Source organism: Viridibacillus sp. NPDC093762 (assembly GCF_050279675.1).
GTDB lineage: Bacteria > Bacillota > Bacilli > Bacillales_A > Planococcaceae > Viridibacillus.
This window is the reverse complement of sequence record NZ_JBNNUK010000001.1, coordinates 607,793-621,307: the sequence shown is the minus strand read 5'-3', so window position 1 is coordinate 621,307 and position 13,515 is coordinate 607,793. Positions and strand designations below refer to the sequence as shown.

At 37.1% G+C, this 13,515-nt stretch carries 10 protein-coding genes; all 10 read right to left on the bottom strand.

What is annotated here, in order from left to right; translation table 11 throughout:
• Positions 1–33 precede the first annotated feature (33 nt).
• Positions 34–4,368: a PolC-type DNA polymerase III gene (locus ACQKM9_RS02975; protein ID WP_427732498.1), complete on the bottom strand. Its 4,335-nt coding sequence runs from the start codon at positions 4,366–4,368 to the stop codon at positions 34–36.
• Between the two features lie 72 nt (positions 4,369–4,440).
• Positions 4,441–6,147, bottom strand: coding sequence for a proline--tRNA ligase (locus tag ACQKM9_RS02970; protein WP_427732496.1), 1,707 nt, complete (start codon positions 6,145–6,147; stop codon positions 4,441–4,443).
• A 36-nt stretch (positions 6,148–6,183) separates the two neighbouring features.
• Positions 6,184–7,443: an RIP metalloprotease RseP gene (gene rseP, locus ACQKM9_RS02965; protein ID WP_427732494.1), complete on the bottom strand. Its 1,260-nt coding sequence runs from the start codon at positions 7,441–7,443 to the stop codon at positions 6,184–6,186.
• A 47-nt stretch (positions 7,444–7,490) separates the two neighbouring features.
• Positions 7,491–8,636: a 1-deoxy-D-xylulose-5-phosphate reductoisomerase gene (locus ACQKM9_RS02960; protein ID WP_427732492.1), complete on the bottom strand. Its 1,146-nt coding sequence runs from the start codon at positions 8,634–8,636 to the stop codon at positions 7,491–7,493.
• 17 nt (positions 8,637–8,653) lie between these two features.
• Positions 8,654–9,448: a phosphatidate cytidylyltransferase gene (locus ACQKM9_RS02955; protein WP_427732490.1), complete on the bottom strand. Its 795-nt coding sequence runs from the start codon at positions 9,446–9,448 to the stop codon at positions 8,654–8,656.
• Between the two features lie 3 nt (positions 9,449–9,451).
• A complete protein-coding gene (locus ACQKM9_RS02950) occupies positions 9,452–10,237 on the bottom strand; it encodes an isoprenyl transferase (RefSeq protein ID WP_427732488.1) in 786 nt (261 codons plus the stop codon).
• 139 nt (positions 10,238–10,376) lie between these two features.
• The gene (frr, locus tag ACQKM9_RS02945; protein ID WP_427732486.1) at positions 10,377–10,934 is read right to left on the bottom strand and encodes a ribosome recycling factor; all 558 of its coding nucleotides are present in this window, start codon (positions 10,932–10,934) and stop codon (positions 10,377–10,379) included.
• Positions 10,934–11,659 (bottom strand): UMP kinase, encoded by a 726-nt coding sequence (gene pyrH, locus ACQKM9_RS02940; RefSeq protein ID WP_427732484.1) that lies wholly within the window; start codon positions 11,657–11,659, stop codon positions 10,934–10,936. Before pyrH ends, frr begins: the two co-directional genes overlap by 1 nt.
• 87 nt (positions 11,660–11,746) lie before the next feature.
• The gene (gene tsf / locus ACQKM9_RS02935) at positions 11,747–12,631 is read right to left on the bottom strand and encodes a translation elongation factor Ts (protein ID WP_427732482.1); all 885 of its coding nucleotides are present in this window, start codon (positions 12,629–12,631) and stop codon (positions 11,747–11,749) included.
• Positions 12,632–12,730: 99 nt separating this feature from the next.
• Positions 12,731–13,450, bottom strand: coding sequence for a 30S ribosomal protein S2 (rpsB, locus tag ACQKM9_RS02930; protein WP_038184184.1), 720 nt, complete (start codon positions 13,448–13,450; stop codon positions 12,731–12,733).
• Positions 13,451–13,515: the final 65 nt, after the last annotated feature.

Here is a 13,515-nt window from a genome sequence, read left to right as displayed (position 1 = left end):
ATAGCACAGTATAGCCCGAAATGCAAATAAACCCTAGAACAGAGAGAGTTGGTTAGCATCTGGCATACCTTCTAAACAACCGAGTTTATCCATATATTCGATTAATGTTTTTGATACACGTCCACGTTGTTGTAAATCTTCTTTTGATAAAAATTCGCCATCTTCTCGTGCTTTAACAATGGCAAATGCTACGTTGTTACCAAGACCCGGAATTGCATTGAAAGGAGGAATTAAACTATCCCCATCAATCACAAATTCCGTTGCTTTAGAACGATATAAATCTACCTTTTGGAAGTGATAACCGCGTTCGCACATTTCCAAAGAAAGCTCAAGGACAGTTAGCAAGCTTTTTTCTTTCGTAGAAACTTCTAAACCTTTTGCATCAATTTCATCAATTTTTGACTTAATCATCTGCGAACCATTCACCATCGCGATAAGATCGAAGTCTGAAGCACGCACACTAAAGTATGCACAATAATAAAGAATTGGTAAATGTACTTTAAAATATGCAATACGCACTGCCATTAATACATATGCAGCGGCATGGGCTTTTGGGAACATGTATTTGATTTTCTTACATGAATCGATGTACCACCCAGGTACTTTATTAGCTTTCATTTCTGCTTCAAATTCTTCTGATAATCCTTTACCTTTACGCACTGACTCCATAATTTTAAAGGCCAATGATGGCTCCAATCCTTGATAGATTAAATACACCATAATATCATCACGACAGCCTATAACTTCAGATAATACACATGTACCATTTTGGATTAATTCACTAGCATTCCCTAACCAAACATCGGTACCATGAGATAGTCCAGAAATTTGGACAAGCTCTGAAAAAGTCGACGGTTTCGTTTCTTCTAACATTTGACGAACAAATCGTGTACCAAACTCTGGGATACCCAAAGTACCTGTTTTACAATTGATTTGTTCAGATGTTACACCTAATGACTCTGGACCATTGAAAATTTGCATAACCTCTACGTCATCAGTAGGAATTGTTTTTGGATCAATTCCAGATAAGTCTTGTAGCATACGAATAACCGTCGGATCATCATGTCCAAGTATATCTAGTTTTAAAACGTTATCATGAATTGAGTGGAAGTCGAAATGGGTTGTTTTCCATTCAGAATCCTGTGCATCTGCTGGAAATTGAATTGGCGAGAAATCGTAAATATCCATATAATCAGGTACTACGATAATACCGCCCGGATGTTGCCCTGTTGTTCGTTTAACACCGGTACAACCTTGTACAAGTCTGTCTACTTCTGCACCACGAAAATTCAAGTTATTATCACTGGCATAACCTTTTACATAGCCATATGCAGTTTTCTCTGCGACAGTACCAATTGTTCCCGCTCGATACACATACTCTTCGCCAAATAATACTTTCGTATAGTTGTGGGCTTGTGGTTGATATTCACCACTAAAGTTAAGGTCGATATCAGGAACTTTATCTCCTTTAAATCCAAGGAAAGTTTCGAATGGAATGTCGTGGCCGTCTTTTTGATAAGACGTAGCACATTCAGAACAATCCTTATTAGGGAGGTCAAAGCCTGACCCAACAGAACCGTCATCGAAAAATTCTGCATGCTGGCAATTTGGACATACATAGTGTGGTGGCAAAGGATTTACTTCGGTAATTTCCATCATTGTTGCAACAAGTGACGAACCTACCGACCCCCTCGAACCTACCAAATAACCATCATTTAATGATTTCTTCACAAGTTTATGTGAAATTAAATAAATAACAGCGAATCCATGACCAATTATCGATTTTAACTCTTTCTCAAGACGCGCTTCTACAACTTCAGGTAAGTTGGGGCCGTAAATAGAATGAGCCATATCATAACTCATATTACGTACTTCCTCATCTGCACCCTCAATTTTAGGTGTGTAAAGATCATCTTTTACCGGCTTCACATCACCAATCATATTAGCAATTTTCTGAGGGTTTGTAACAACAAGCTCTTTTGCAATGTCGTCTCCTAAAAAAGCAAATGCATCTAGCATTTCATTAGTTGTACGGAAATGTACTTTTGGTAACGTATGACGATTCAATGGGTTTGCCCCACCTTGTGAACGGATTAAAATTTGACGGAATATAGCATCATTTTCATTTAAATAATGAACATTCCCTGTCGCCACAACAGGCTTGTCTAATTTTTTTCCTAACTTGACAATTTTACGGATTATATCTTCTAAATTCCACTCATCACGGACAAGTTCACTATCAATCAAATGTGAATATACAGCTTTTGGATGCACTTCTAAATAATCATAGAATTTTGCAACTTGTTCTGCTTCCTCCATTGATTTTTGCATAACTGTTGTGAAAACTTCACCTTTATCGCAAGCTGAACCGATAATTAACCCTTCTCGGTACTTCGTCAACATTGAGCGTGTAAGGCGAGGGACACGGTAAAAAGTTTGCGTATGTGAAAAGCTAATAAGTTTAAAGAGATTCTTCAGACCGACATTATCAGTTGCTAAAATTGTACAGTGTGTTGGTCTAGCTCGTTTGTATGAATCCCCTCCACCGATATTTTTGTTGAAATCATCGTGATATTTAATACCCTTTTCATCTGCTTCTTTTAAGAGATGTAAAAGTAGAAATCCCGTAGCTTCCGTATCATAAATGGCACGGTGATGTTGTGTTAATTCTATATTGAATTTTTTACATAAAGAATTTAATCTGTGATTCTTCATTTCTGGGTGTAAGAAACGAGCTAGCTCCAATGTATCTATAACTGGATGATTCTTTTCATCAATTCCTGCTTTTTTATAAGCCTCATATAAAAAACCTATATCAAATGAAGCATTGTGAGCGACAACAATTCCATCACCAATAAATTCATGGAATTTTTTTATCATATCCACAACTTCTGGTGCATTTCTAACCATATCATCTGTAATACCTGTGAGTTCGATCGTTGTTGCAGAAAGAGGATGATGAGGATTTGCAAAACTCTCAAATTTATCGACTACTTCACCATTAACTATTCTAACAGCAGCGAGCTCGATAATAGTATCGTATGCAGCTGATAATCCAGTTGTTTCTACGTCAAATACAACAAATGTATCCGTTTCAAGTAGGCGATGCTGTTCATCATATGCGATAGGTACACCGTCATCTACTAGATTGGCTTCTAAACCATATAAAATTTTTATTCCATGCTTCTTCCCCGCATTATAGGCATCAGGAAATGATTGAGCAACAGCATGATCGGTAATTGCAATTGCTGGATGCCCCCATTTAGCTGCTTGAGCAACAAGATCACCAACAGATGTAACAGCGTCCATTTGACTCATCGGTGTATGAAGATGTAGCTCGACACGCTTTTCACCTTCTGGAGCAGTATCTTTACGTAAGACTGGTTTTATCTCCATAATATCTTGTGCCATAACAATTAGATCGCGAACAAATGTATCATTTTGAACTGATCCACGCGCCTTCACCCACATACCCTTTTTAGCCTGCTGCATAAGTGCAGCGTCCTCTTTATCTCGTGAGAACATTTTCACTAAAATGGAATCTGTATAATCGGTAATTTTCAAAGTCAGGAGCGATCGACCACTACGTAATTCTTTTACTTCTGCAGCGAAGACAAAACCTTCAATCGTAATGCGACGTTCTTCATCTTGAATTTGTTGAATCTCCATTATAGTTTCATCGGGCTTTATAGGGATTCCAAGCTGGAATGGACGGTCTGAAACGTCTACACCACTTGGATTATCGTTGCGTTCTTTTTCACGCTTTTGCATATCTTCGACGGCTTTTTTTGCAAAAGCTTCCTCTTCTAAACGGCGTTGTTCTAAAAAGGCAAGTTGTGCTTCTGCTAATGCTTCAGTTGATTCATTTAGTTGGAAATCAATTGGCATATGCGGGAATCCATAGGTTTCATAAGCATCCGCTATAATCTCTGTATACTTCTTCTTAAGTGTCATCATTTCTAGCTCTTGTTGACAAGTGATCATCATTTTCTGACCATTCCACTCAGGTAGCTGTTTCACTAAACCTTCTCGCAATGGTGGGGATAGTTCATCAATGTCTTCAATCACTTTTAGCCAATAATCCGTTACTAATTCCTTTGAAATTGTTTGTTGCGGAGCTTCAATATTTAATTCAATTTGTGCAATTTGCGAAAATGCCTTTGTTACGCGTGTTTCAAATTCGCGATATACACCAAATGGTAAGATCGCAGGTAATTTGAGAGAAAATCGCCAAACGCGTTCTTTTTTGTGTACAGTCATTCTAGCTAATTCTGCAGCATTAAAATAAGGCATATAAACGTCTTCTGTTAGATCAATTTGTTGAAGCAGTAGTTGAAATTTCAACTTTGCGTCTTGCTCGTTTGTCATTATCCCACCTACCTTCTGTAAAAAAAGAAAAGAAGTACATTAAAGTACTTCCTCCTTTTGACTCATTCGACATTACTCAGCGTGAAAAAAGTTATTCAAGCGATCGACTAACTCTTCTTTAGCCCATTCGAAAGTCTCGCCAGACTGTCTAAATTTCACTTCTAAAATACCTTCTGAAGCTTTTTTACCAATTGTAACACGTACTGGTAAACCGATTAAATCTGCATCTGCGAATTTAACGCCCGCACGCTCTTTACGATCATCATAAAGCACATCATAGCGATATGATTGTAACAATTTGTACGTTTCCTCAGTTAAATTCTTTTGTGCTTCATCTTTTTCGTTTACTGAAATCAAGTGGATATCATATGGCGCAATTTGTTTTGGCCAAACAAAGCCATAGCTATCTTGGAATTGTTCTGCAACTGCAGCTACAAGGCGTGACACACCGATACCATAACAACCCATGATAAATGATTGAGCTCGTCCATTCTCATCCAGGAAAGTTGCTTTCATAGAATCACTGTATGTTGTACCTAGTTTGAATACATGCCCAACTTCAATGCCCTCAGCAAATTTAATTGTGCCCTTTCCATCTGGAGATGGGTCGCCCACTTGAATGAAACGTAAATCTTCAAAACGATCAATTGCAAAGTCACGGCCTGGATTTACATTAATATAGTGGAATCCGTCTTCATTTGCACCACATACACCGTTACGGATAGACTTGATTGCATTATCCGCAATTACTTTTACATTCACCGGAAGTTTTACAGGCCCTAAAGAACCAACATGACTACCTAATAAATCAAAGATAACTTTGTCATCTGCTAATTCAACAGATTGTGCATCAAGTGCGTTTTTTAATTTAATATCGTTGATTTCATGATCTCCACGAGCTAATACAACAACTAGTTCGTCATCTACATTAAATACTAATGATTTAATACAAGATTCAGGGGATACTTTTAAGAATTCAACAATCTCATCAATTGACTTCTGGTCAGGTGTAGAAACTTTTTCAAGTTCATGCATATCGTCATTTGAATGACTATAATCTACGTTTACTTCAGCCATTTCAATATTAGCAGCAAAACTTGATTCATCAGAGAAAGCAATTGTATCTTCTCCAATTTCAGATAACACCATAAATTCATGTGTATCTTTACCGCCTATTGAACCTGAATCTGCGATAACTGCACGGAAGTTCAAGCCAAGTCGAGTGAAAATATTCGTATAAGCTTTTACCATATCATTATATGTTTCATCTAAACTTTCACGAGTAGCATGGAATGAATATGCATCTTTCATAACAAATTCACGACCACGTAATAAACCAAAACGAGGGCGCTTTTCATCACGGAATTTATTTTGAATTTGATAAAGTGTTAATGGTAATTTTTTATAAGATTTTACTTCGTCACGCACTAAAGAAGTAATAACTTCTTCGTGTGTAGCTCCTAATGCAAAATCACGGTTATGACGGTCTTTTAAACGCATTAACTCTGGACCATACGCTTCCCAACGTCCTGTTTCTTGCCAAAGTTCAGCTTGCTGTAAAGCAGGCATTAACAATTCGACAGCATCGATTGCTTCCATTTCCTCGCGAACAATTTGTTCTATTTTTTTAAGTACTCTTGTAGCTAGTGGTAAGTATGAATAGACACCACTTGTATTTTGACGGATAAAACCTGCACGTAATAATAGCTGATGAGACTTAACGTCAGCATCAGCAGGTATTTCACGTAAGGTTGGGATAAATGTTTTACTTTGTTTCATAAAAACCACACCTTTAGCGTTATTTATAATTATTTATTAAAAGAAAAATCTTTGAATATCGTTCCAAGTAACGACAATCATTAATATCATTAACAACATAATACCAACAAAATGTACCATACCTTCTTTTTGGCGATCAATCGGTTTGCCACGTATAGCTTCAAAACCGAAGAATAATAGGCGTCCACCATCTAAAGCTGGTAGTGGTAATAAATTCATGATTCCTAAGTTGATACTTAAAATAGCTGCCCAGTTCATGACATTTGTCCAACCGTATTTAGCTACCTCTTCAGTTGCTTTGTAAATACCAACAGGACCAGATAATGCATCTAGTGTAAATTTACCAGTTACAAGCATACCTAATAGTTCAAAGATTTTCATTATCCATGTATACGTTTGTTCCACACCATACGAGAATGCTTTTAGTGGATTTTTTTCCATCGGACTTGAATATTGTACACCTATTTGTCCCATTTTTTGTTCATTTACTACAACTTCTTTTGGTGTTAATTTAATTCGTTCTTTTTCTTCACCACGTTGTACATCTAAAGTCATTTCTTTTTTCGGGCTATTTTGAATAGCTTCAGATAATTCTTGCCAACTGTCAATCGCTTTACCATTTATAGCAGTAACGACATCCCCTTTAACTATACCTGCCACTTGAGCGGGACTACCTTTTACTACATCAGCAATAACTGGCTCATTCGTTGGAATTCCCTGAACTAGTCCAATAACAATGAATATTATGCATGCAAGGATAAAGTTAAATAATGGACCTGCAAAAATCGTCATTGCACGCTTACCTAATGATTTTGAATTAAACTGACGATCATAAGGAGCAATAATTGTTTCTGTACCATTTTCATTAATAACTGCATCACGCGCTACATCATAACGTACAAGTTGTTCATCTTCGTCGTAGCCTTCAATCCACAATTCCGTTTGTAGATCTGCTTTTTCAACTTCCAAAAATAATATGTCCGGTAGTTGCTTATTTTGATTTAAAACAATTTTTTCGATTTCATCTTTGTCATTCAGCTGCATACCGATTCTATAACCAGGTTGTAGCTCGATATTGTCCATATCGTCTCCAGCCATTCGTACATAACCACCAAGTGGAAGTAATCGAATAGTATACAGTGTTTCACCTTTAGTAATCCCTAAAATTTTAGGACCAAAGCCGATTGCAAATTCTCTAACTAAAATACCTGAACGTTTCGCAAAAATAAAGTGACCTAACTCATGAAAGAATACAATTGAGCCGAACACTACTATGAATGCAATAATTGATTGCATGGAATCCCACCTTCTTCAGCTTGAAAAAATATCATTCAATTCTGTAGTTATTTTATCATGCTTTGAACTGATTTTCTCGTTTCTTTGTCCACGTGTAAAATAGTTTCTAAATCAGGTTGTAAAATGTTCACGTGTTTGTCCATAATTCGTTCAATAAGATCTTCAATTTCTAAGAATTTAATCTTCTCTTGCAAAAATGCTCCAACAGCTGCTTCGTTTGCTGCATTCATGGCTGTAAGAATTGTCCCTCCCATACGACCTGCTTGATATGCAAAATCAAGGCAGCGGAAACGGTTTAAATCTACATTTTCAAAATGTAATTGAGATATCTTCGCCAAATCAAGACGTTCTGCGGTTGACCGTGGTAAACGCTCTGGATAACTAAGTGCATATTGAATTGGTGTTCGCATATCAGGTGTCCCTAGTTGAGCCATAATACTAGTATCATGATATTCAACCATTGAGTGAATAATACTTTCTCTATGTATTAACACGTCAATATTATCATAATCCACATCATATAACACTGCCGCTTCAATGACTTCAAGCCCTTTATTCATCAATGTTGCTGAATCAATTGTAATTTTAGCTCCCATTGACCAGTTTGGATGATTTAACGCTTCTTTTAAAGAAACATTTTTCAAATCTTCACGCGTTTGATCCCGAAAACTACCACCTGAAGCAGTTAATATTAAACGAGAAATATCTTTGCGATTTTCACCTTGCATCGATTGCCATAAAGCCGAATGTTCACTATCTACCGGGAGAATTGCCACGCCATGTTTTTTGGCTTCCGACATTACTATATGACCCGCAGTTACTAAGGTTTCCTTATTAGCAATAGCAATATTCTTTCTAGCTCTAATCGCTGCTAGTGTAGGCTCTAAACCAACGCTTCCTAATACGGCATTGACTAACACATCAGCTTCTGGGCAAGTAGCTACGTCTATTAAGCCCTGTGTCCCAAATACAAAATCAGTTTTAGGAAACTCTTTTTGCAAAGCTGTTGCATCTTCCTCAAGCTGTACTGAAACGATTAGAGGATTAAATTCCGTTACAATTTCACGTGTTTTTTCAATATTTCTTCCTGCTGAGAAGGCTACAAGTTGAAACGAATCTTTATGGTCCTTCACAATATCCAACGTTTGAATACCAATAGATCCTGTTGCGCCTAGTAAACTAATTGATTTCATCAAAATAATCTCCTTCTTCATCCAACAAAGTGCAAGAAATGCAACAATGGTAATACAAATAATAAGCTATCAAAACGGTCTAAAATACCGCCATGTCCAGGTAATATTTTACCTGAGTCTTTTACATCATAATGACGTTTAATCGCTGATTCTACTAAATCGCCCATTTGACCGAAAATAGAAGCAATAACCGATACAATAATTAAAGTGGCATATGTTGTTTCAATACCAACAATAAGTTGGAATAGTATTGCAAAGACAATAGCGGTAACAATCCCGCCTATAAATCCTTCAATTGTTTTATTTGGTGAAATTTCTGGCCATAATTTGTTTTTCCCAAGCTTTCGCCCTACAAAATACGCACCTGAATCCGTTGTCCACACGATAACTAAGGCATAGATAATATATTCTAACCCTTCCATTCGTGTTTCAATCAAATAGTGGAAACCCATTCCAACATAAAGCACACTAATAATAACAAATCCTACTTCATCAAAAGTGAACTTATTTTTAATTAGCACTGTATAGATCAGTAATAGAATAGCACCTAAAAACAGAAATTCTATTTTCGAATAAGATGTTACTTCTAAAACTTTTGCTGCCCATTCATTTGGCATTAGCAAAATAAACATTGTTAGTAATGTTAAAATGCCTTGTACTGAAAATAGCGAAATGCCTTTCATTCGTAAAATTTCATACAGCCCAACTGCTGCCATCGCATATACTAATAACGAAAATGGAAGTCCTCCCAAAACAACAAATGGTATAAATAACGCAGCAGCAATAACGCCTGTGATAATACGCTGTTTCACCTTTTATTCCCCTTTCAATCCTCCGTATCGACGATTACGTTTTTGATAATCGTTCACCGCATCTAAAAGTGAATGTTCGTCAAAATCCGGCCAGAGCGTGTCAGTAAACCAAAATTCAGTATATGCTAGCTGCCAAAGCATAAAATTACTCAAACGGATCTCCCCGCTTGTACGAATTAATAAATCAGGTTCTGGTAACTCACTGGTCATTAAATGTGTTGAAATACTATCTTCTGTAATATCTTCCACGGTAATTTCACCATTTTGAGCTTTCTTAACTAATTGTTGTACTGCTGATATTATCTCAGATCGACTACCATAATTAAGTGCAAAATTTAATACCATACCTGTATTTTTTTCCGTTTCTTTCATCGCTTTTTTTACAGCATTTTGTGTATGTTCAGGAAGAGAGCCCATTTCTCCAATCATAGCGATTCGAATATTCAGTTCCATGAGTTCGGGTAAAAATGAAGTTAAAAATTCCTCAGGTAAGCGCATCAAAAATTCCACTTCCATTTTAGGACGCTTCCAATTTTCAGTTGAGAATGCATACAAAGTAAGAGCCTGCACACCAATCTTATTTGCAGCCCTTGTAATTTTACGGACATTTTTCATACCTTCATGGTGACCAGCTACACGTGGCATTGCACGTTTTTTTGCCCAACGACCATTACCATCCATAATAATAGCAATGTGCTTGGGCACAATTTCTCCGGTCATATCTGAAATTCGTTCCTGTAAATTTCGATTTTGTTTATCTGATTTTCTCCATACGAGTTTATTCAACATTTAGAATCCTCCACTAGCTTACAAATCGGAACGTATACTTCCTCTATCATATCAAAAATAAGAATTCTTTTCCTTAATCTTGTTAAAAAAAAGACGTCCCCTTAGTTAGGACGTCTTTTAGAAAACAAGGTTCTTGAAATTAAACTGCCATGATTTCTTTCTCTTTTTCTTTAGCAAGTTCATCAACTTTTACAATGCTTTCGTCTGTAGCCTTTTGGACATCATCAGCATAGCCGCGTAAATCGTCTTCTGTAATATCGCCATTTTTTTCGAGTTTTTTGAAATCCTCATTTGCATCACGACGCACGTTGCGGATTGCAACTTTAGCATCTTCAGCAGATTTTTTAACGACCTTTACAAGTTCTTTACGACGTTCTTCAGTTAAAGCAGGGATTGCTAAGCGAATCACATTCCCATCATTCGTTGGTGTAATACCGATATCTGATTTCATTAGTGCTTTTTCGATGTCACCTAGAACTGTTTTGTCATATGGTTGAATAACTAAAAGACGAGCTTCAGGAACAGATACACCTGCTAATTGATTAATAGGTGTTGGTGAACCATAATATTCAACTGAAATTCGGTCTAATAATGAAGCGTTCGCACGACCAGCACGAATTGAAGCTAGTTCGCGAGAATACGCGTTAATTGTTTTGACCATTTTCTCATTAGCTTGAGTCATCACTTCTTTAGGCATTACGAATTCCTCCTAACAACTGTGCCAATAGTTTCACCTTGAACGGCACGTTTAATATTTCCATTCTCCATTATTGAGAATACTATGAGCGGGATATCATTGTCCATACAAAGCGTTGAAGCAGTAGAATCCATTACCTGTAATCCTTGTTGAATAACTTCTAAGTATGTCAAATTATCATATTTAACTGCATCAGCATTTGTTTTTGGATCAGCTGAATATACACCATCTACATTGTTTTTCGCCATTAAAATTACATCCGCATTAATTTCAGCGGCACGTAATGCAGCTGTTGTATCTGTCGAGAAGTAAGGGTTACCTGTACCTGCCGCAAAAATAACTACGCGTTTTTTCTCTAAATGGCGTACTGCTTTACGACGAATATAAGGTTCCGCTACTTGTGTCATAACTATTGAAGACTGTACACGTGTTGCAACACCAAGATTTTCTAATGAATCTTGTAGTGCTAAAGCGTTCATCACTGTAGCTAACATACCCATATAGTCCGCATTTGCACGTTCCATACCCATTTCGCTACCGATTTTACCTCTCCAAATATTACCGCCGCCAACAACAAGGGCAACTTCTACTCCTAGGTCCACAACTTCTTTAATTTGTTCTGCTACTGATTTTACGATATTAGGAACAAGTCCGAAGCCTTGATCCCCTGCTAAAGCCTCACCGCTTAATTTGATGACGACTCTTTTGTATTGTGGCACACTCATTGGAAACCTCCGTCATACTTTTTTCTTGAAAAATAGGGAACACGAAAAGCTGTGCTCCCTAGTCTGTTTATACTAAATGTGTATTAATTAGTTACCTTTAACTTGGTTCATTACTTCTTCAGCAAAGTTGTCTTCGCGTTTTTCAATACCTTCGCCCACTTCATAGCGTACGAATGATTTTAAAGTACCGCCAGCAGCTTTAACGAAATCGCCAACTTTTTGGTCTGGGTTTTTAACGAATGATTGGTCAAGAACACAAATTTCTTCGAAGTATTTACGAATACGACCTTCAACCATTTTAGCTACGATGTTTTCTGGTTTACCTTCGTTAAGAGCTTGTTCAGTTAATACTTTACGCTCATGATCGATTTCTTCTTGAGAAATTTGGTCATGAGTAATGTATTTAGGGTTTAAAGCTGCAACGTGCATAGCTACGTCTTTAGCAATTGAAGAATCAGTTGTACCTTCAACTACTGTTAATACGCCGATACGACCGCCCATGTGTAGGTATGGTCCGAATGAGTCAGCGTCAGTTTTTGTAGCAATTTCAAAACGACGAAGAGTGATTTTTTCACCAATTTTAGCAATCGCATTTGAAATGTGATCAGCTACTTTTAAACCGTTTTCCATAGTAGATTCTACAGCCACTTCAACTGAAGCAGGTTTAGTAGCAAGAAGATGAGCTGCTAATTCTTTTACAAGAACTTGGAAGCCTTCGTTTTTAGCTACGAAGTCAGTTTCAGCATTTACTTCAACTAGTACAGCTTCGTTTCCTTCTTCTAAGATGAAAGTTGTACCTTCAGCTGCAATACGATCTGTTTTTTTAGCTGCAGCAGAAAGACCTTTTTCGCGTAGGAAGTCGATTGCTGCGTCCATATCTCCGTCTACTTGTACTAATGCTTTTTTACAATCCATCATACCAGCACCAGTTTTTTCGCGTAATTCTTTTACCATTTGTGCAGTTACTGCCATTGTTAGTTCCTCCTTGTGTAATCATGTTATGAATTTTATTTTCTCAAAAAAAGGCGATAAGAGGGTTTAGCCGCTTATCACCTGTTTCTTACTCGTGAATTACTCTGCTGCAGCTTCAGTAGCTGGAGCTTCTTCTTCACCTTGTTTAGACTCAATTAAAGCGTCTGCCATTTTTGCAGTTAATAATTTAACAGCGCGAATTGCATCGTCATTTGCAGGAATAACGTAGTCGATTTCATCTGGATCACAGTTAGTATCAACAATACCTACAAGAGGGATGTTTAGTTTGCGTGCTTCAGCAACAGCAATACGTTCTTTACGTGGATCTACAACGAACATAACATCAGGGATACCTTGCATGTCGCGGATACCGCCTAAGAATTTAACTAAACGTTCGTGTTGTTTTTTAAGTTGAACAACTTCTTTTTTAGGAAGAACTTCAAAAGTACCGTCTTCTTCCATTTTTTCGATTTGTTTCATACGAGCAACACGTTTTTGGATAGTACCGAAGTTAGTTAAAGTACCACCTAACCAACGTTGGTTAATATAGTAGTTACCAGAACGCTCTGCTTCTTCTTTGATAGCTTCTTGTGCTTGTTTTTTCGTACCTACGAAAAGCACTTTACCGCCATCAGCACCAACTTGGCGCATGAAGTCATAAGCTTCCTCTAATTTTTTAACAGTTTTTTGTAAATCGATAATGTAAATACCGTTACGTTCAACAAAAATGTATTTCTTCATTTTTGGGTTCCAACGGCGAGTTTGGTGACCGAAATGTACACCAGCCTCAAGTAATTGTTTCATAGAAATTACTGACATGTGTGTTTCCTCCTGAAAATGGTTTTTTTGTCCTCCGTATTCGTCATTTGTAAGAGTAACTCTAT

Excerpts from the sequence above, each read along its gene's own strand:
- tsf (WP_427732482.1), bottom strand. The coding sequence starts at position 12,631 with ATGGCAGTAACTGCACAAATGGTAAAAGAATTACGCGAAAAAACTGGT.
- ACQKM9_RS02970 (WP_427732496.1), bottom strand. The coding sequence starts at position 6,147 with ATGAAACAAAGTAAAACATTTATCCCAACCTTACGTGAAATACCTGCT.
- pyrH (WP_427732484.1), bottom strand. The coding sequence starts at position 11,659 with ATGAGTGTGCCACAATACAAAAGAGTCGTCATCAAATTAAGCGGTGAG.
- ACQKM9_RS02950 (WP_427732488.1), bottom strand. The coding sequence starts at position 10,237 with ATGTTGAATAAACTCGTATGGAGAAAATCAGATAAACAAAATCGAAAT.
- frr (WP_427732486.1), bottom strand. The coding sequence starts at position 10,934 with ATGCCTAAAGAAGTGATGACTCAAGCTAATGAGAAAATGGTCAAAACA.
- rpsB (WP_038184184.1), bottom strand. The coding sequence starts at position 13,450 with ATGTCAGTAATTTCTATGAAACAATTACTTGAGGCTGGTGTACATTTC.
- rseP (WP_427732494.1), bottom strand. The coding sequence starts at position 7,443 with ATGCAATCAATTATTGCATTCATAGTAGTGTTCGGCTCAATTGTATTC.
- ACQKM9_RS02975 (WP_427732498.1), bottom strand. The coding sequence starts at position 4,368 with ATGACAAACGAGCAAGACGCAAAGTTGAAATTTCAACTACTGCTTCAA.
- ACQKM9_RS02960 (WP_427732492.1), bottom strand. The coding sequence starts at position 8,636 with ATGAAATCAATTAGTTTACTAGGCGCAACAGGATCTATTGGTATTCAA.